The organism is Arthrobacter sp. 10L424, from assembly GCF_056395325.1.
In genome coordinates, this window is the sequence record NZ_JBFTJH010000002.1 from 309,888 (window position 1) to 328,635 (window position 18,748).

The 18,748-nt window shown below is 68.0% G+C and carries 19 protein-coding genes; 12 read left to right on the forward strand and 7 right to left on the reverse strand.

The window, feature by feature from the left end:
* Positions 1–125: 125 nt before the first annotated feature.
* Complete coding sequence (locus AC1DC5_RS04615; protein ID WP_441407186.1) at positions 126–1,109, reverse strand: ABC transporter substrate-binding protein; 984 nt, start codon at positions 1,107–1,109, stop codon at positions 126–128.
* A 257-nt stretch (positions 1,110–1,366) separates the two neighbouring features.
* On the opposite strand from AC1DC5_RS04615, the gene AC1DC5_RS04620 reads away from it, so the two are divergent.
* Both AC1DC5_RS04620 and AC1DC5_RS04625 read left to right on the forward strand, forming a co-directional pair.
* Positions 1,367–1,900, forward strand: coding sequence for an SRPBCC family protein (locus AC1DC5_RS04620; protein ID WP_476864353.1), 534 nt, complete (start codon positions 1,367–1,369; stop codon positions 1,898–1,900).
* A gap of 9 nt (positions 1,901–1,909) precedes the next feature.
* The gene (locus tag AC1DC5_RS04625) at positions 1,910–2,524 is read left to right on the forward strand and encodes a DUF6919 domain-containing protein (protein ID WP_476864354.1); all 615 of its coding nucleotides are present in this window, start codon (positions 1,910–1,912) and stop codon (positions 2,522–2,524) included.
* Here the strand turns inward: AC1DC5_RS04625 and AC1DC5_RS04630 are convergent.
* Positions 2,521–2,838 (reverse strand): antibiotic biosynthesis monooxygenase family protein, encoded by a 318-nt coding sequence (locus AC1DC5_RS04630; protein ID WP_476864355.1) that lies wholly within the window; start codon positions 2,836–2,838, stop codon positions 2,521–2,523. The two genes, AC1DC5_RS04625 and AC1DC5_RS04630, sit on opposite strands and share 4 nt — an antisense overlap.
* Before the next feature lie 136 nt (positions 2,839–2,974).
* Here AC1DC5_RS04630 and AC1DC5_RS04635 point away from each other — a divergent pair, with 136 nt between their 5' ends.
* Positions 2,975–3,334, forward strand: a complete 360-nt coding sequence (locus AC1DC5_RS04635; protein WP_476864356.1) for a Cif family virulence factor — start codon at positions 2,975–2,977, stop codon at positions 3,332–3,334.
* Positions 3,335–3,349: 15 nt separating this feature from the next.
* Here the strand turns inward: AC1DC5_RS04635 and AC1DC5_RS04640 are convergent, their stop codons facing one another.
* Together AC1DC5_RS04640 and AC1DC5_RS04645 are read right to left on the reverse strand one after the other, a co-directional pair.
* Positions 3,350–4,546: an MFS transporter gene (locus tag AC1DC5_RS04640; protein WP_476864357.1), complete on the reverse strand. Its 1,197-nt coding sequence runs from the start codon at positions 4,544–4,546 to the stop codon at positions 3,350–3,352.
* Entirely contained in the window at positions 4,543–5,385 is an 843-nt protein-coding gene (locus AC1DC5_RS04645; RefSeq protein ID WP_476864358.1) for a MurR/RpiR family transcriptional regulator, read from the reverse strand. The genes AC1DC5_RS04640 and AC1DC5_RS04645 overlap by 4 nt, the downstream gene beginning before the upstream one ends.
* 154 nt (positions 5,386–5,539) lie before the next feature.
* On the opposite strand from AC1DC5_RS04645, the gene AC1DC5_RS04650 reads away from it, so the two are divergent.
* From AC1DC5_RS04650 to AC1DC5_RS04670, 5 genes are all read left to right on the forward strand, one after another.
* Positions 5,540–6,154 carry a tripartite tricarboxylate transporter TctB family protein gene (locus AC1DC5_RS04650; protein ID WP_476864359.1) on the forward strand — a complete coding sequence of 205 codons (615 nt, stop codon included), beginning with the start codon at positions 5,540–5,542 and terminating at the stop codon, positions 6,152–6,154.
* Positions 6,155–6,157: 3 nt separating this feature from the next.
* On the forward strand, positions 6,158–7,681 hold the full coding sequence (locus AC1DC5_RS04655; RefSeq protein ID WP_441407178.1) for a tripartite tricarboxylate transporter permease: 1,524 nt from the start codon (positions 6,158–6,160) through the stop codon (positions 7,679–7,681).
* Complete coding sequence (locus tag AC1DC5_RS04660; RefSeq protein ID WP_441407177.1) at positions 7,678–8,682, forward strand: tripartite tricarboxylate transporter substrate binding protein; 1,005 nt, start codon at positions 7,678–7,680, stop codon at positions 8,680–8,682. The genes AC1DC5_RS04655 and AC1DC5_RS04660 overlap by 4 nt, the downstream gene beginning before the upstream one ends.
* Positions 8,683–8,714: 32 nt before the next feature.
* A complete protein-coding gene (locus tag AC1DC5_RS04665) occupies positions 8,715–9,338 on the forward strand; it encodes an RraA family protein (RefSeq protein ID WP_441407196.1) in 624 nt (207 codons plus the stop codon).
* A 187-nt stretch (positions 9,339–9,525) separates the two neighbouring features.
* On the forward strand, positions 9,526–10,782 hold the full coding sequence (locus AC1DC5_RS04670; RefSeq protein ID WP_476864360.1) for an N-acetylglucosamine-6-phosphate deacetylase: 1,257 nt from the start codon (positions 9,526–9,528) through the stop codon (positions 10,780–10,782).
* A 56-nt stretch (positions 10,783–10,838) separates the two neighbouring features.
* Here AC1DC5_RS04670 and AC1DC5_RS04675 read toward each other — a convergent pair whose 3' ends face one another.
* Together AC1DC5_RS04675 and AC1DC5_RS04680 are read right to left on the reverse strand one after the other, a co-directional pair.
* Positions 10,839–12,110, reverse strand: a complete 1,272-nt coding sequence (locus AC1DC5_RS04675; RefSeq protein ID WP_476864361.1) for an FAD-dependent oxidoreductase — start codon at positions 12,108–12,110, stop codon at positions 10,839–10,841.
* Complete coding sequence (locus tag AC1DC5_RS04680; protein ID WP_476864362.1) at positions 12,103–13,443, reverse strand: MFS transporter; 1,341 nt, start codon at positions 13,441–13,443, stop codon at positions 12,103–12,105. The genes AC1DC5_RS04675 and AC1DC5_RS04680 overlap by 8 nt, the downstream gene beginning before the upstream one ends.
* 49 nt (positions 13,444–13,492) lie before the next feature.
* On the opposite strand from AC1DC5_RS04680, the gene AC1DC5_RS04685 reads away from it, so the two are divergent.
* The 4 genes from AC1DC5_RS04685 to AC1DC5_RS04700 all read left to right on the forward strand — a co-directional run bounded on the left by AC1DC5_RS04685 (position 13,493) and on the right by AC1DC5_RS04700 (position 17,128).
* Positions 13,493–14,314, forward strand: a complete 822-nt coding sequence (locus AC1DC5_RS04685) for an IclR family transcriptional regulator (RefSeq protein WP_476864363.1) — start codon at positions 13,493–13,495, stop codon at positions 14,312–14,314.
* Positions 14,315–14,423: 109 nt separating this feature from the next.
* The gene (locus tag AC1DC5_RS04690; protein WP_476864476.1) at positions 14,424–15,551 is read left to right on the forward strand and encodes a cupin domain-containing protein; all 1,128 of its coding nucleotides are present in this window, start codon (positions 14,424–14,426) and stop codon (positions 15,549–15,551) included.
* Positions 15,552–16,373 carry a fumarylacetoacetate hydrolase family protein gene (locus AC1DC5_RS04695; RefSeq protein ID WP_476864364.1) on the forward strand — a complete coding sequence of 274 codons (822 nt, stop codon included), beginning with the start codon at positions 15,552–15,554 and terminating at the stop codon, positions 16,371–16,373.
* Complete coding sequence (locus AC1DC5_RS04700) at positions 16,373–17,128, forward strand: maleylpyruvate isomerase family mycothiol-dependent enzyme (protein WP_476864365.1); 756 nt, start codon at positions 16,373–16,375, stop codon at positions 17,126–17,128. The genes AC1DC5_RS04695 and AC1DC5_RS04700 overlap by 1 nt, the downstream gene beginning before the upstream one ends.
* A gap of 159 nt (positions 17,129–17,287) precedes the next feature.
* Here AC1DC5_RS04700 and AC1DC5_RS04705 read toward each other — a convergent pair whose 3' ends face one another.
* Entirely contained in the window at positions 17,288–18,745 is a 1,458-nt protein-coding gene (locus AC1DC5_RS04705; RefSeq protein ID WP_476864366.1) for an MFS transporter, read from the reverse strand.
* Positions 18,746–18,748: the final 3 nt, after the last annotated feature.

Genomic DNA, 18,748 nt, shown 5'->3' on the forward strand with positions numbered 1-18,748 from the left:
CGTTTTGAGGGCTCATATGGGCGGGTACGGAGCAATCGACGCATCAGGCAGACAAGGAATCCCCGCCGGACACTTTCCGGCGGGGATTCCTGGTTTGTCTGGTGTGGCGTGGTGCTGCGTGGAGGCTACTTCTTGGGCAGGCCCGCCGGGTTGACTTCGGACTTCGTGACGGCCTCGGAGCTGAGGCCCCAGCGGTCCAGGATCTTCGCGTAGGAGCCGTCCGCGATCAGGTGGTTCAGGCCGGCCGCGGCGGCCACAGCAAAGCCGTTGCCCTTCTTCGTGGTGGCCGCGATGTTCGCCTTCAGCGGCCAGCCGCCGTCGACCAGGCCCACGAGCTTGGTCTTGGCGTCCGAGGCGGCTTTGAAGGCTGATGTGGCATTCGGGCCGAAGGTGAGGTCCGCGCGGCCGGACTGGATGGCCAGCTGGGAGGCGGAGTCGTCGTCGTAGTACTGGAACTCCACCGGCTTCAGGCCCTTGGCCTTGTTCTCCTCATCCCAGCGCAGCAGGATGGACTCCTGGTTGGTGCCGGAACCCACGATCACGCGCTTGCCGGCCACGTCCGCGGCCGTCTCCACCTTGCTGACGGCGCTGTCGGCCTTGGCGTAGAAGCCCAGCTTGTCGTCGCGGTAGCTGGCGAAGTCGAACTTGAGCTTGCGCTCCTCCGTCACCGTCACGTTGGAGAGCACCGCCTCGTACTTGCCGGAGTCGACGCCGAGCGGCCAGTCCGCCCACGCGGTCGGGACGATGTCGGCTTCCAGCCCGAGCGACTGGGCCAGGGCGACTGCGAGGTCCACTTCGTTGCCCACCGGAGTCTTGTTGTCGGTGGCGTAGACCGCCAGCGGGGCCGCGAACGGACTGACCGCAACGGTCAGTTTGCCGTCCTGCTTGATCGCGTCCGGCACCAGGGCGGCAGCTTCCTTGTTGACGGTGACCGTGATCCGGTCCTGCTCCGGCGAGAGGTTGAACTGCTTGATGCCCGTGGCCGACGACGCCGCGGGGCTGGCATTGCCGGCAGCCGAGGCACCCGGGTCGGAGCAGGCCGCCAGGCCCAGCAGGGTGGTGGCCGCGAGCGCGACAGTAACGCCGGATTTGAGGGTGGTTCTGGACATTGTTCTCCCCTTGGAAGGCTCGGATGTGATGCTGGTGCCAGTTACTATCCGGGCCGCTGGAAGGCGGGTCAAAGCACCGCGAAACCAGGAGATACAGGGGGTCACCGGGCTTCATCCGGCGACTGCCAAGGTCCTCTGCGGCGGCAGAGTGTTACCCCAGATTTCCCGCCGTGACGCCGCGGGACAAAAATCTGCACGGCCCCGCCCGGCTGGCCTAGATTGCTTAACAAGCCCGCAGATCACAGGAGGTGTAGGACTTGCCGCTGACCACCCGCCGGACAACCCACCGGCTCACCATTGGTGCCCCCGCCGACCTCATCTTCACCGTGCTGCGCGACTCGTCGCACTGGCCTCTCCTTGACGGGCTCACTGTCTATTCCGAACGGGTCAGCGGCGACGACGCCGACCATGAACTACGGACGTCCGTCGTGGCCAACGGCTCGCTGAACTCCAGCCACTGCCACCGGGTCTTCGATGCCGAGGGCCACCGTGCCGGCTTCCGACAGCTCGGGCTGGAACCCCCGCTGGTCCGTCTCGACGGCGGCTGGGAGATCCTCCGCGCGGAGGAGTCCTCCGAGGTCACGCTGCACCACGAGTTCGAGGTGGATGAGGAAGCCGGGGAGCTCCCGGAGCTGATCCACCGCACCATCGACGAATACAGCCGGCGCGAACTGGAGGCCCTCCGCCTGAGCTGCGAGCGCCTCGCCCTGCTATTGCAGCAGCACTCCGGCGCCGCAGGCGGCGCACCGTCCGCCACGAACCCGTCGGCGGCCACCGCGCGAAAGGCGTAGCGTTCAAACATGGCAGAGGACAGATACACCACCGAACGGGATTCCTTTGGCCGGCTCCTGGCAGACCGTGAGGTCTGGCGGCAGGCAGGCACCATCCCGGCAGCCGGCGAGCTCACCGCGCGCTGGCTGGAAGGCCGCAGCGAGTACCAGCCGGGGACCTTCACCCCCGGTTATGACGCCGAAACGAAGGTCATCGCCGGCGGGCTCGCGGAGCTGAACCGGAACAGTCTTTTCACCAGGGAATCGCAGCCCGGCGTCCTCGCGGAAGGACATGCGCAGCGGGCCTACGTGACGGGCTTCTGCAGTGCGGAGTCGGCGTCGGCGCTCTTGGATCTGTCCACGCGGACCGGCCTGGTCACCGTGGCGCACGCTCCCGGGGAAACCAGCCAGGCTTCCATCCCTGTGACCCTGTGGGAGGACGCCGTGGTGACGGTCCTTGGCAGCAGCGAAGGCCCGGTCAGCGGGGAACAGCTCCGGGACTGGACCGAGGAGGCCAACGAAACCCTCGCCCTGCTGCTGGCCGAGTCCTGGTACGTGGAAGTGTTCGACCCGGTCTGGGGCCGGAACGGCGTGCTCCTGCCCGCGGTGCTCGAGGCTTTGACGGTCGGGGAATCAGGCAGCTAATCCCCGCCGATGCCCGCGGCCTCGTCCAGGGTGTGCGGCTCGAAGTGCTCCAGCAGGTCCTTCATCGCCTCAATGCCCTGGGTATACACCGCGGACGCCCGCCACTGCTCCACCTGTTCCAGGGATTCCCACGGCCCGGTGCTGATGAACCGGTTCCGGACGTCGTGGTCATGCATCAGCACGGCCTTCGCGTGCGGGAAGTCCTCCTGGGTCTTCCGGGCCAGGTCCCGCCACGCCTGCACGAAATCATTCTCGCGGCCTGGGTGCACCAACCAGATTCCCAGCGTATAAACCGACACGTCGATCGCCTCCATAGTTTGGACAGGGGTGGATACGCCGATTATCGGACCGCCCGCCGGCAGGCCGGTAGGGCCGATTTACCCGATGACGCCCACCCGCCGGGATCAAGATGCCGGTGCGCGGGGCGCGGGGAGTTTGTAGTCTGGGGCCATGACTGCGACCACGGGCAAGGTAGAAGAGTTTTTCGAGCGCTACGCCGCAGCGCTGCTGTCGCGCGACGCCAAGGCGATCGCCGGCCTGTACGCGGTGCCTTCACTCATCCTGTTCCCCGGCACGTCGATTCCGGTCAGCGATTCCCGCCAGACCGAGGAGTTCTTCACTTCCGCCTTCAGCCAGTACGCCGGAGTGGACGACGTCGGCCGGCAGACCGTCATCATGGGGGAGGCGCCGGGCACCGTCTGGGCCGACGTCACCTGGTCCTACCTCGGCCGGCAGCCCGAGCACTTTTGTTACCAGCTCATCGAATCAACCGAGGGGTACCGGATCGCGGTGCTCACCCTGATGGCCTGAGGACCGGAACCGCCCTCAGTCAGGCTGAGGAGGCCTGGCTGAGCCGGCATCCGACCCGGCGACGACGACGACGGCGCCGGCCAGCAGCGCGGCGTTGGCCCAGAAGATGCCCAGGACCCCCAACGGTGCCGCGAACGATCCCACGGCGATCGGCAGTGTGATTTGGGCGAGGCGGTTCAGGGTCATCCGCAGCCCGAGGGCCGCTCCGTGGCGGGATGCCGGCGTCAGGGCAACAACCCAGGCCATGGTCAATGGCTGCGGAATGCCCAGGCCGATTCCCAGCCCGATCATCACGGCAATGGCGCCATAGGGTCCGACCAGGGGGAGCGCGATCAGCGACGCCACGGCTGTGACAATGGAAGTGAGCAGCAATACCTTGCGGCCGAACCGGTGAATGAGGCGCGTGAGACCCACCCGGCTCATCAGGGAGACGGCTGCGCGGAGGGCCAAGAGCAGCCCGACAGCCGTTGCACTCACTTCCTGCTCCGTGGCCCACACCGGGACAAAGGCGTACATCAAGTCCACGGTGACCAGCACGGCACCGCTGACGGCGAGGGAGCGCCACAATCCCGGGGTTCGGTAGAGACCGCCCTCTGCGGGCCGGGACGCGACAGCCAGCCGCCGTTCCTCACGGAGGGCCGCGTCCGTCCGGCGCAGGAAAAAGAAGGCCGGTGTAGCCAGCAAGCTGAAGCCGATGCACACCAAAAGCCCGAGGTCCGTATTGGGCACAGCTCCGCCGCCACCGCCCAGGGATGCCACCAAGGTGACTGCGGGCGGACCGATCAACTGGCCCACCGAGGCGGCGGCGGTGAGGGTGCCGAAGGCGCTGTCGCTTGATCCCTTGCTGCTGGCATGGGCCACGAACGTCTGCTGTCCCACCATCACCAACAGGTTCCCCAGGCCGATGATGACGCTGGCCACGAGAAGGAAGGGCAGGCCCGGCACCGCGAACATGAGCGTTGTCCCCGCTGCCGCGCACAACAGGCCGATGATCGACATCCGTGTCCCGCCGAACTTGTCCGCGAGCCTGCCGGCCGGGAGCGCCGCAATGAGGGCTGGGAGCGCGAACGTGGACGCCACGACACCAAGGAACACGGGTTCAGCCCCGGCTTCGAGGGCCCTGTAGCCGATCATGAGCCGGATCCCCACCCACGCGGCCTGGGCGAGGACAGCCTGGGCGCTCAGCGCCGCGCGCCACGGACGCGCGCTCACGGACGCAGCGGGATTTCGTCTGCTCCCCCCAGGAGGCGGGTCAGGTCGTCGATGCCGTCCCGGGCCGCCTGGTATCTGGCCGGATCGGTGTGGAACACCGCAAGCTGCAGCGCATAGGCGAGGGCCGCGGGGATGAGCTGGGTGCGGTACTCCGTGTCATCACCCCGGCGGGCTGTGATGAGATGGTCCGGGCTGGGCCGGAAGCGGTAGCCGGGCACATCCGAGATCAGGATCGTCTTGCCGCCGCGTCGGGCGGCCTCGGAAACGAGCGTCGTCAGCTGGCCTGGTGCCTCGCGCAGGGCCATGGCGATCAGCGTGCTGTTTTCGTCAAAGCTTGCGAAGCGTTCCGCGATGTCCTTTGGTGTTGTGCCCAGCGTGACCGTGGTCAGGCCGAGCCGGCGCATCCGCCGTGCCAGCAGGTCAAGCGTCGGCCTCTCGTCGGTCCTGGAGAACAGGTACACGGTCCGCGACGCGTGCAGCGTTCCCGCGGCAGCGTCCAGGTCCTCCTGCGGGACAAAGTGCGGCAACCGCTTCAGTGCCCGGATTTCGTCGGCGATGAACGCGGAGAGATCGTAGCCGGACTCTCCGCGCATGATCTGTCCGTGGGAGTGTTCCATGGGGGTTTCGTCCCTGCGCAGATCACCGCGCAGCTCCGGGTATCCGCGGTATCCGAGTTTCTTTGCCAGCCGCACGACAGTGGACTCGTGGGTCTGCGCGCGTTCCGCCACTTCAGCCGCGGTGATGCCGGACATCTCATCACCGAGCAGCACGTTCATGACGCGCTCCTCCGATGCACTGAGCCGGGCCGTACTGCTGGCCACTACTGCTTTGAAACTCAAGATGGCTCTCCTTTGAGGTCCGCGGGGGAAATCATGTGATGCTTGACACTCTCTCACGAAGATGCAATCCTGTGCAAGGTTGCAAGTTGGTTAGGGGATCAGGCTTGTAACCCATGTTCTCAACTTATTTTGCCGCAGAGAGGCGGACACTAAGATGCAAACCCTCACAGCGCCGGTGGCGCTTGAATGGACGGTCGCGGGAGCGGCCCTGGCAGGAGGCCTGGGGATCGCCGTCGTCGGCGCCGGATACGGCCTGTCGAACAGCTCCGGGGTCGGGGCGGGGTTCTTCCCAGCGGTCGCCGGAACGCTCATGGCCATCGCCGGCATCCTCTGGATCCTGCAGCTAGTCGCCGCCCGCCGAACGCCGGACCTGGCGACGGCGCCGGCCGCCGCCGTCTCCGGAAGCGACACGACGGAATCACTCCCGCCGCACCACGAGTCGGAATCAGCACTCGTGTCCCTGCTCGACGACGACAACAGCGACGAGCCCGACGTCGCCGAGTTCCCGGACCGCCAGGGCTGGGCCCGGGTGGGCATTATTGTCGGCTCAATCCTGCTGGCCGCGCTGCTGCTCCCCCTACTCGGCTACACCGTCGTCATGACCCTGCAGCTGGGCACTATCCTCCACTTCGTCAGCAAGCGAAAACTGTGGATTTCCGCCGCCGTGGCGGTCGGCGCGGCCCTGGCCTCCCGGCTGGTCTTCGAGGTCTGGCTCGGGACCGCACTGCCGACGGCCAGCCTGGACTTCCTTGCCGGACTGGGGCTGTGACCCATGGGATTTGACCAGCTCCTCGGTGGTCTCGCCACCGTCCTAACTCCCGAACACTTACTCTTTGCCCTCCTCGGCTGCGTCCTGGGCATGCTGGTGGGCGTCCTGCCAGGCTTCGGCCCGGCCGCGGCGGTGTCACTGCTGATCCCGGTCACCTTCGGCCTGGATGCCACTTCCGCCATCATTATGCTCGCCGCCATCCTGTATGGCGCGGCCTACGGAGGAACCACCACAGCAGTGCTGCTGCGGATCCCCGGCGAAGCCTCCTCCATCGCCACCACCCTGGACGGCTACCAAATGGCGAAGAAGGGCCGAGGCGGCCCTGCCCTGGTCATCGCGGCCCTGGCCTCGTTCATCGGCGGACTCATCGGAGTCATCGGCTTCGTTGTGGTGGCACCGTTCAGCAGGCTGGCGCTGGAGTTCGGCGCCCCGGAGCTTTTCCTCGTCTCCCTGCTCGGCTTCGCCCTCATCACCAGCTTCGCCGGCAACAACCCCGCCAAGGCCTTGCTCAGTGCAGCTACGGGACTTGCGATTGCCACAGTCGGCGTGGACTCCGGCGTCGGCCTCGCCCGGTTCACGTTCGACCTGCCGGAACTGTTCGACGGCGTCGGGCTGGTGGCGGTGGTCATGGGCATCTTCGGCCTCAGCGAGGTCCTCGGACAGGCCCAGAAAGGCCCGCTCGGCGTGCCGAGCCCGCTGAAGGTGGCCCGGCTCATGCCCACCCGCACCGACCTGCGGCGCTCCGCGCTCCCGGCCCTGCGCGGCTCCGTCATCGGCTTCTTTATGGGGCTGCTCCCCGGCTCGCCCGGTGCTGCGACTTCCCTGGCGTCCTACGCCGCCGAGAAGAAGATGTCCAGGCGGTCCCACGAGTTCGGCAAGGGCGCAGTGGAGGGCATCGCCGGCCCGGAATCGGCCAACAACGCCCTGGCCGTGTCGTCCATGATCCCGTTGTTCACCCTGGGCATCCCGACGTCGGCGACGGTGGCGATCATGGCCGGCGCCTTCACCATGAACGGCCTGATCCCCGGACCGCTGCTTTTCCGCGATAACCCGGATGTCGCGTGGGCCATCATCGCCAGCCTGATCGTCGGCAACCTGATCCTGCTCATCCTCAACGTCCCCCTCGCCCGGGTATGGATCGCCGTGCTGAAAGTCCCCTTCCACTACCTGATGGCCGCCATCCTGGCCTTTATGTTCCTGGGGACCTACTCCATCAACGGCAGCCCGTTCGACATCCTCATCATGCTCGGCGCCGGGGTGCTCGGCTACATCTTCCAACTGGTCAAGGTCCCGCTCACCCCGCTGGTCCTTGGCCTGATCCTTGGACCCATGCTCGAAGAAAACTTCCAAAGGTCGCTGGCCCTGTCCCGCGGCGACTACAGCGTCTTCCTCGAGGGACCCATCAGCCTCACCCTCATCGCGGTCATCGTCATCGCCATCGTGTTCGGCGCCGTCCGCCCCCTCATCGCTTCAACGCTGAAGAAGAAAACCAACGTCCCCGTCGCACCAAAGGAGCTTGCGAAATGAAGAAACTGACAGTCTTGGCCACAGCGGCCATCGCCGCCGCCACCCTGGCCCTCACCGGCTGCGGAGGCGCAGCAAACGGCACCGGCCCTGCGGGCGGCGCGTTCCCCAAAGCAGGGGCCACCATCGAGTGGGTCGTTCCGTCCGCGGCCGGCGCCGGAAGCGACATTCTGGCCCGCATCGTGGCGCCCGCCATGCAGGAGGACCTCGGCGCCAACGTCAAGGTGGTCAACAAGGAAGGCGGCAGCCAGATCGTGGGCCTCAGCTACGTGGCCAACGCGAAGCCCGACGGCCTCACTTTTGGAACCACGAACGTCCCGTCCATCCTGGGCCGCTACCTGGACCCGTCCAAGAAGGCAGGGTTTACCCGCAGCAGCTTCACTCCCATCGGCGCCTACGCGACGAATGCCGTGGTGATCGGAGTGAACAAGAACAGCCCCTACCAGGACATCCAGTCCCTGTTCGAGGCCGTCAAAGCATCACCCGGGACCATCAAGGCAGGGACAGACTCCCGTGCCGGCGACGATCACATCAACCTCCTGCTTCTCGAGAAGGAGCTGGGCCTGGACTTCAACATCGTCCACTACAACAGCGGCGCCGACAAAGTAGCCGCCCTGGTCTCCGGCGAACTCGACTTTTCCCTGGGCGGGGTATCCAGTTTCTTCGGCCAGTACAAGGCCGGAGACCTCAAACTCCTCGCGGTGGTCTCGGACCAGCCCAGCCCGTTCGCCCCCGACGTCCCGACGCTCAAGAGCGCCGGCTACCAGATGGCTCCGATGTCCAGCACCTTTGTCCTCTCGGTTCCTTCCAAGACCCCCGCCGACGTCGTTGCCCGGCTCGAGGCGGCGCTCAAGAAGGCCTACGAAAACACTGCGGTACAGGAAAAGCTCAAGGGCGCTGCCACTCAGCCGGCGTGGCTGTCCAGCAGCGATGCCAGCAAACTCTGGGAAGAACGCGAAAAGACCATCAAGCCCGTCATCGAAGAACTGCTCCAGCAGAAGTGACCATGGAAACCATCAGAGAGGCCGTGCAGGACATGCAGGCAGAGACCATTTCCTCCACCTACGCTCCAACCCCGGACGTGATCAGCCGGCTGGGCGCCATCCCGGCCGCCAACATCGGCGACGCCCAGGAGCGGATCGGTGTAGCGTCCGGCCTTTATCCGGTCTGGGCCGGCGCCAGGCTCGCAGGCCCCGCCTTCACCGTCTGGACGCGCCCCGGGGACAACCTCATCATCCACACCGCCCTCGACGGTGCGAAGCCCGGTGACGTCATTGTGGTCAACGGCGGCGGGGACCAGTCACGAGCGCTCATCGGTGACCTGATCGGCCTCCGCGCGAAGAAGCTCGGCATCGCCGGTTTCGTGATCGACGGCGCGGTCCGCGACGCAGAGGCTCTGGCCGCCTGCGGACTCCCCGTCTTCGCCCGCTCGGTCACACCCGCCGGGCCGTACAAGTTCGGCCCGGGACGGCTGCAGATCCCGGTGGCGATCGCCGGCGTCGTCGTCGCGCCGGGCGACATCATCGTTGCCGACGCCGACGGCGTCGTCGTAGTGAGCGAACAGGACGCCGTTCAGGTTCTAGCCGCCGCCGAACGCGTCGAGGCGAAGGAAACCGCCAAGCGCCTCTCCATCGAGGAGATGGTCAGCCCCCGGGCCTGACCCCGCTGCCCGATGCCTGCGGGGCTGCCTCCAGATGTGGCTGGAGGCAGCCCCTTTTGTTTCGCCACCCGCACTGCGCGCGTCCGGATCGTGGAAACCGACGGCAGCCGGAACGGCGTCTGCTTCACCGGGCGGCTAGTCTTCAACTGACCCCATCCGCCGCGCCGTACTGCTGAGGACTTTCCAGATGCCGGAATCCCGCGAAACCGCTCCCGCCTTCGTCCTGCGCGGCACCCTCCTCACCGACGGTGCCAGCACCGCGGACTCCGTCGTGGCCGTGACGGGCGGCCGGATCGCCTACGCGGGACCCGGCGGCGGCTATGACGCCACGCAATTCCCCGGCGCCGAGGAGCTCACGCTGCCGCCCGGCAGCTCGCTGCTGCCCGGACTCGTCGATCTTCACTGCCACGGCGCGGCCGGCGGCGGATTCCCGACCGGAGATGACCAGGCCTGCCGGGAGGCAGTGGACTTCCTCCACCGCCACGGGACCACCACGCTGCTGGCCAGCCTCGTCACCGCCCCGGCCGATGAGCTGCTGCGGGCACTCGGCGTCCTCAAGGAGTTGACCGCTGAGGGACTCATCGCCGGGATCCATTCCGAAGGCCCCTTCCTCTCCCGCGCCCGCTGCGGCGCGCAGAACCCCCGCTGGCTCCGGGACCCCGATCCTGAACTGCTGCGGGAAATGCTGGACACTGCCGGCGGTGCCCTGAGGACGGTGACCTACGCCCCCGAACTGCCGGGCGCCAGCGAGCTGGTCCGGACGCTTACCGGCCACGGTGTCACGCCCTCGCTGGGCCACACCGACGCCGATGCGCGGACGGCCGCCGCCTCGCTGGCGGAGGCCGCAGACTTCATCGGCAGGGCTGCGCGGGGCTTCGGGCCGCATGCCCGGCCGACGGTGACTCATTTGTTCAACGGCATGCCTCCGCTGCACCACCGGGCGCCGGGGCCGGCCGCGGCCTGCCTGCGGCTGGCGGCGGCGGGGACCGCCGTCGTCGAGCTCATCGGCGACGGGGTGCACCTCGACCCGGAGACGGTCCGAATGGTGTTCGACCTGGCCGGCGCCGGAAACATCGCGCTGGTGACGGACTCCATGGCGGCAACCGGGCTGCCCGACGGCGGCTACGCCCTGGGTCCTTCTGAGGTGGTGGTGCACGACGGCGTGGCGACCCTGAGCAGCAACGGCGCCCTCGCCGGCGGCACGGCGACGCTGCTGGAGGTTGTCCGGACCACCATTGCCGGCGGGGTGAGCCCTGCCGACGCCGTTCTGGCGGCAACCCTGGTCCCTGCCCGGGTCCTGGGCCTGGAGGCCGAGATCGGGGGGCTCCGGGCCGGGATGCGCGCCGACGTCGTCGCCGTGGGCCCGGACTTCGAGCTGGTGGCGGTCCTGCGAGCCGGCCAGATCCTGCCCGGCCCACCAAACAAACAACGCGGGGTCACATAGCGTCCATCCCGGGCCTCGGGACGGGCGCTAAGTGACCCCGCGTCGTTCTGATCAGGTCAGGCGGTAACCCGGTCCGTCAGGGTGGAGCGGGCCTCGCGGACTGCCGGGACGCCGTCGCCGTCCTGGCCGTACAGCCAGTCGTTGTACCTGAAGTCGTTGTCCTTCCGGCTCTTGAAGAGCAGGTTGCGCAGCGTCCGGGCCAGGCCGGAGACGTGCCAGGATTCGCCCCAGACGCGGGCGGTGCGCTGGACCCGGGCGGTGCGGCCGGCGCGGACTTCGTTGAACTCCCTGATTGCACTGTCCCAGGCTTCCGGGTTCACGCCGTGGTCCGTGAAGACCGTGCCCTCGGTGGCGTCCTGCAGCGCGGCGGCGTCTTCGAGCGCCTGGCAGGCGCCCTGGGCAAGGTACTGGAGCATCGGGTGCGCGGCGTCGCCCATCAGCACCATCCGGCCGGCGACCCAGTTTTCGATCGGGTCGCGGTCGTACATGGGCCAGCGGATGCCGGTGGCCAGATTCTTCAGCGCTTCCTGAACGGCCGGGACACAGTCCTTGTAGGCAGCCTCGAGCTCGTCCACTCCGCCGTACTGCTCTTCGCCGCGCTCGAAGGAGGGGGACTTGAAGACGGCCACGGTGTTCAGCAGCTCGCCCTTGCGCAGCGGGTACTGCACGAGGTGGCAGTCCGGGCCGAGGTAGACAATGACGTCCTCGAGGTCGGCCTTGGGGGTGTCTTCGGTGATCGGGACGGTGCCGCGGTAGGCGACGTAGGCCGAGGAGACGGGCTCGTCACTGGCCACGAGCGGGCGCAGGGTGGACCGGAGCCCGTCGGCGCCGATCACGACGTCGGCCTCGTAGTCCACGCCGGCGGCGGTGTGGGCCACGCCGCGGCCGTTGACGGTTTCCACGCTTTCGACCATAACGTCGTTGACCAGCTTGACGCCGGCCGCCTCGCAGCCGTCGAGCAGGACCCGGTGCAGGTCGCTGCGGTGGATGACGACGTACGGGGCGCCGTAGCGGTCCGCGAATTCCCCGTTGAGGGTCTGGCGGGTGAGCTCCTCGCCGGTGACGGCGTCGCGGAAGACCAGGTGCTTGGGCTGGACGCCGATTTCCAGGGCCTTCTCCAGGAGGCCCCAGCGCTTCAGCACGCGGGAGGCGTTGGGCGCCATCTGCAGCCCGGCGCCGACCTCGCCGAATTCGGGAGCCCGCTCCACCAGGGTGACGTTGGCGCCGTTTTCACGCAGCGCGAGGGCCCCGGCCAGTCCGGCCATTCCCCCTCCGATGACGAGGACATCGGTGGACTGGTCACCGGTGGACTGGACGTTCTCAGACATTGCTTGCTCCTGTTGATAAGGGTGAGATTGAGGATTTTGACTTGAGTTTGAGGCCGACGGCGGCCAGCAGGACCGCGGCGATCGCGGCTGCCCCGGCGAAGGCGAGGAAGTTGGAATTGACGCCCAGCCCGGCGGCCAGCAGGAGGCCTCCGACCTGGGGTGCGGCGACGGCGCCGATGCGGCCCGTCCCCAGCGCCCAGCCCAGTGCGGTGCCGCGCAGGTGGCCGGGGTAATGGCTCGCGACGGCGGCGATGATCAGGCACTGCGTGCCATGGGTTCCGACGCCGGCGAGGACCAGCATGAGGTACACGACCGTGACCGGGGGGCCGGCGACCAGGACCATTAGTGCGCCGGCTGCGACGGCAGCCGCGGCGATGGCGGTCGGCACCGGGCCGAAGCGGGTCCCGGCCCAGGCGGTGAGGACCGAACCGGCCACCGCACCCAGGTTCAGTGCCAGCGCGAAGGTCAGCGCGGAGCCCAGGTTGTAGCCGGCCAGCTGCATCAGGTTGGGCAGCCAGGTGCCCAGTCCGTACCAGGCGAAGAGCGTCGCGATCGTGGCCAGGGCGAACAGCATGCTCACGCCAAGGTACGGGGCGCGGAGCAGGGAGGAGAACCCGGACGGCTCTTTGATCGTGTGGGTCTTGCCGGCGCCGGTGTGCTTGTCCTTGGCGCCGACGGGCGCCAGCGTCTCCGGAAGGTATTTGAGCCCCAGCGGCACCACGATCACCAGGGCCAGCCCGGCCACGAGGAACATGGACTCCCAGCCCAAGGCGGGGATCAGCTGGATGCCGACCAGGGCGGCGATGGATCCGCCGATCGGGACACCGGACATCATCAGGGTGGCGATGGTGGACCGCCATTTGGTCGGGACAAGTTCGGCCACGAGGGCGTTGGCCGAGGGCACCAGGCCACCCAGCCCGATGCCGGCTAGGAGCCGAAGGGCGCCGAAGACGGCGGCGTTGGGGGCGAAGGCGCAGAGGACGGTGAAAACCGAGAAGACGACGGCGCAGCCCAGGATGGTGCGGCGGCGGCCCCACGAGTCGGCCATGCGGCCGGCGAAGATCGCCCCGATCATCATGCCGACGAAGGCCATGGAACCGATGGTTCCTGCGGTGGCCTTCGTCAGGCCCCAGCCGGTCTCGGAGATCAGTGAGGACTGGACCGTGCCGTAGACGATCAGGTCGTAGCCGTCGAAGACCACCAGGAGCCAGCAGACGAAGACGGCGGCTGCCGAGCCTTTCGAGAACCGGGATGCGGGCCCATCGGCGGCAGTGGGTGCGGGGGCCCCGGGCGGGGGCCGGTGCGGCGCTGCAGCGGAAGGTGTGTGATTCATGCCACTAACTGTCCTAGCCGCCGCAGGTGAACCACAATAGAATTCTGATGTGCAGAACAAGCCAGTGACCAAGTCGGCGAGGAAGCCCGTCCAGAAGCGGCCGACCTATTCCATCGAGGCGGTCGACAACGCGCTGCAGCTCCTGCAGCTGCTCCGCGACGGCGGGACGCTGCGGCTCAAGGACGCCGCTGAGGAGCTGGGCGTGGCCCCGTCCACCGCCCACCGCCTCCTGGCGATGCTGGTCTACCGGGGCTTCGCAGTGCAGGATGAAACCCGCCGCTATGTGCCGGGTCCGGCGATGGGCGTCGGGCCGGCCGGGCTGAGCTGGACCAGGCTGCTCCGTTCGCTGGCCCAGCCGCACATGGAACTGCTCTCCGCGCGGCTCAACGAGACCGTCAACCTCATGGTGCGGGTGGGGACAAAAGTGCGTTTCCTGGCCACCGTCGAGGGAAACAATGTATTGCGGATTGGTGACCGGCAGGGAACCGTGATGCCCGCCAACAGAACCTCCGGCGGCAAGGCCATGCTCGCCGAACTGGAACCCCCGATGATCGAACAGCTCTTCCGCAGCAACAATGCCGAGATCGGCGGGGACACCATTCCGGCCGCGGAATATGCTGCGTTCCTGCGCGAGCTGGAGTCCATCCGCGGCAACGGCTTCGCCGCCAATTTCGAAGGCACGGAGGACGGCGTGAGCGCCCTTGGCATCGCCCTGCACAACCGGCACGGGCTCGTGGTGGGCGCGCTCAGCGTCGCCACCCCCGCGACCCGCTTCCGCAGGGTGTTCGACGCCGGGCTTGTCGCCGCGCTGCGGGAAACCTGCCGGCAGCTGGAGATCGATATCGCGGCCAACCCGGCCGAACCGGACTAACAGCCAGCCCAACGATTCTGTCCAGCAGAATATGTTGGGGGTCACACTGCGGCGTCCGTAGAGTCGAACTACGCCAATGAACAGTTCTGACCCTACCGAGGAGGCCTCCGTGTCCATCAGCGCCGAGAACACGACCCACGAATCAGTGGCCGCCGGGCACACTGCCCCGGAGCCGACGCCCGAAGAAGCCGCCCAGCTGCAGGAGCTCTACCGGGATTTTGACCGCGAGAACCTGATCCCGCTGTGGACCGAGATCGCGGACCTGATGCCCATGGTCCCGACCCCCAAAGCTGTTCCCCACGTCTGGCGCTGGAGCGACCTGTACCCGCTGGCTGCCCGCGCCGGCGACCTGGTTCCCGTCGGCCGCGGCGGGGAACGCCGCGCCATCGCCCTGGCCAACCCCGGCCTGGGGAACACCCCGTACGCCACCCCCACGCTGTGGGCAGCCATCCAGTACCTCGGCGCCCGCGAGACCGCCCCGGAACACCGCCACTCCCAGAACGCGTTCCGCTTCGTCGTCGAGGGCGAAGGCGTCTGGACCGTGGTGAACGGCGACCCGGTCCGGATGTCCCGCGGCGACTTCCTGCTGACCCCGGGCTGGAACTTCCACGGCCACCACAACGACACCGATGAGCCCATGGCCTGGATCGACGGCCTGGACATCCCGTTCGTGCACTACGCCGACGCCGGCTTCTTCGAGTTCGGCACCGAGCGCGTCACGGACGAGGCCACCCCGGACATCTCCCGCTCCGAGCGGCTCTGGGCGCACCCGGGCCTGCGTCCCCTCTCGGGCCTGGACGACACCACGAGCTCCCCGATCGCGGCCTACCGCTGGGAACACACCGACCGCGCACTGCGCGAGCAGCTGCTGCTCGAGGACGAGGGCCATCCGGCCACCGTGGCCCAGGGCCATGCCGCCGTCCGCTTCACCAACCCCACCACCGGCGGCGACGTCATGCCGACCATCCGGGCCGAATTCCACCGCCTCCGTGCCGGCGCCTCCACCGAGGCTGTGCGCGAGGTCGGCTCCAGCGTGTGGCAGGTCTTCGAGGGCTCCGGCTCCGTGGTCCTCAACGGCGAAACCAGGACCCTGGAAAAGGGCGACCTGTTCGTCGTCCCGTCCTGGGCTCAATGGTCGCTGCAGGCCGAGACCGAGTTCGATCTCTTCCGCTTCAGCGACGCCCCCATTTTCGAACGGCTGAACTTCAACCGCACCTACATCGAAGGACGCAAGTAAATGAGACTCCTCACCCTCCGCACCCCGGCCGGAACCAAGGCCGTGCGCCAGGACGGCGACACCCTGACCGAGATCGACGGCTTCGCCGACGTCGGAGCGCTGCTCCGCTCAGAAGGCTGGGAAGCGACCGCCCAGAACGCGAACGGCGCCACCCACCCGCTCGAGGGCGCGGACCTCGACGCCGTGGTCCCCTCCCCCGGCAAGATCATCTGCGTGGGCCACAACTACCGCAACCACATCAAGGAAATGGGCCGGGAAGTCCCCGAATTCCCCACCCTGTTCGCCAAGTACCAGGAATCCCTGATCGGCCCGAACGATGACCTGGCCCTCCCGCAGGAATCCGACACGGTCGACTGGGAGTCCGAGCTCGCCGTCGTGATCGGCAAGAAGGGCCGCCGGATCAGCGAAGCCGACGCCGCGGGCCACATCGCCGGGTACGCCGTGCTCAACGACGTGTCCATGCGCGACTACCAGTTCCGCACCATCCAGTGGCTGCAGGGCAAGACCTGGGAGAAGTCCACCCCGTTCGGCCCGGCCCTGGTCACCAAGGACGAGTTCAGCGGCGGCCTCATGACCACCGCGGTCGACGGCGAGATCCAGCAGCAGACGCCCACCAACGACGTCGTCTTCACCCCGGAGTTCCTGGTCTCCTACATCTCCACCATCATCACGCTGAACCCGGGCGACGTCATCGCCACTGGCACCCCCGGCGGAGTGGGCCACGCCCAGGACCCGAAGCGCTACCTGCAGGAAGGCCAGATCCTGGTCACCAGCATCGAGGGCCTGGGACAGCTGAAGAACCGCGTGGTCAAGGAAGCCTGATGGTTGCCCGCCACGACCAGACGACGGACCCGGAGCTGCTTGCAGCCCTGCTGCAGGCGCGCCGGGGCACGGCGTTCTTCGCCCGCAAGCTCAACGAGCTGTCCGACGCGGAGCTCGACGGCGGCTCGCTGCTGCCGGGCTGGACCCGCCGCCACATCACGGCGCATATCGGCTACAACGCCCGGGCCATCGCCCGGCTGATCGAGTGGGCGGCCACCGGGGTGGAAACCCCGATGTACGCCTCCACCGATGTCCGGGACCACGAGATCGACTTCGGCGCCACGCTGAGCCCGATCGCGCTGCGGCACCTGTTCGACCACTCCGCCGTGCACCTGAACGTCGAATGGCGGGACCTGCCCGGGGACGCCTGGCACCACAAGGTGCGGACCATCCAGGGCCGCGAAGTGCCCGCCACCGAAACGGTCTGGATGCGCAGCCGCGAAGTCTGGATGCACGCCGTGGACCTGGCCAACGGCGCCGCCTTTGCCGACATCCCGGCCCCCGTCCTGGAACGGCTGCTGAAGGACATCACCGGCGCCTGGAAGACGCGCGGCACCGACGCTGGCCTCGTGGTCAAGGTGACGGACCGCGATCTCACGTTCGGGGACACGACGTCGGCGTCCCACACCGTGGTCTCCGGGCCGCTGGCGGCCGTCGTCGAGTGGGCCGCAGGCCGCGGAAGCAGCGGCGTCACCGCCGTCGGCCCGGGCGCTGGATCCAACGGCACGGTTCCGGCCGCGCCCAAGTGGATCTGAACCGCAACTATAACCGGAAAGCCCCCTCACACCGAGGGGGCTTTCCTTGTTTTGCGCCTCAAATCCACCGTCCCGGGGCACTTTGAGGGCGATATTCGACGCCGGCGCGCGGGCTGACGGCGTGTCCGCGCCAAAGTGCCCCCGGACCGCAGCCGCCCGTCAGCCCAGGTGGACAAGCGGGGCGTCGCCGTCGGTCCCAGTGAACTTTCTCCGGTCGATGTTGATGAGCAGCACGGCGATCGGGGCGATCAGGATCGCGACGCCCGCGGCCCACAGGAAGACCATGGCGTAGCCGGTCGAAAGCGCCGCAAGGGAAACGCCGCCCGCCGTGGCCGTTGCGGCGATGGTGCTGAACAGCGCGATGCCCAGGGACCCGCCGATCTGCTGCGAGGCGTTGACCAGGGCGCTGGCGACGCCGGAGTCGTCCTTGTCCACGCCGAACAGGGCGAGGTTCTGCATCGGCACAAAGACCATGCCCAGGCCGATACCCATCAGCAGCAGCGCGGGCAGCATGTTGACCAGGTAGCTGCCCTCGGCGCTGACCCGGGAGAGCCACAGCATCGCAGCCGCCAGAAAGACCGGGCCCACGGCCGTCGGGATTTTTGCCCCGAGTTTCGGCAGGTTCTTCGCCACGAGACCCGCCGTGATGAGCACCGCCACCGTCATGGGCAGCGACGCGAGACCGGCGAGGAACGGTGCAAAGCCAAGAACGATCTGGATGTAGAAGTTGATGAACAAAATGCCGCCGATGAGGACCGCACCGGACAGGAACGAGGCCAGGAAGGCCGCCCCGCGGTTCCGCTCGGTGGCCACACGCAGCGGCAGCAGCGGGTGTTTGACCTTCCGCTCGACGGCGACGAACAGCACCATGAGCGCGGCGCCGGCGGCGATGAAACCCCAGGCTTCGGGGGCGTCCCAGCCGTGCTCCGCGTTGGTGAAGCCGTACACGAGGGACCCCAGGCCGAGGGCGGCCAGGACAACGCCGGGCCAGTCGTACCTGGTGGATCCCTGGGCCTTGCTTTCGCTGACGAGGGACCACACGCCGGCGAGAGCGACGAGGGCGATCGGCACGTTCACGAAGAAGCACCAGCGCCAGCTCACGTGTTCCGTGAGGAACCCGCCCAGCAGGACGCCGGCGGCGGCACCGACGCCGGTGATGGAGCCGAAGATCGCAAACGCCGTGCCGCGGTCCCTTCCGCCCGGAAACGCGACCGTCAGGAGCGCCAGCGCGGCGGGGGCCAGCAGCGCCGCGAACACACCCTGCAGCGCCCGGGCGCCGATCAGTTCCCAGGGCTGCTGCGCGATGCCGCCGGCCAGGGACGCGACGGCGAAGCCGACGGCGGCCACGATGAAGGTCCGCTTGCGGCCCCAGAAGTCGGCGATCCGGCCGCCGAGCAGCAGGAAGGCGCCGAAGGCCAGCGCGTAGGCCGTCACCACCCAGGACCGCGTCGAGTCACTGATACCCATCTCGACCTGGAGCCGCGGCAGCGCCAGGTTCACGATGGTGCCGTCGAGCACCACCATGAACTGCGCGAGGGCCAGGAACACCAGCGCCCACCAGCGGCTTTTGGGCCTGCTCCCCTGCTGTATGCCTGTTTCTGCCAACTGTGTTGCCACGCC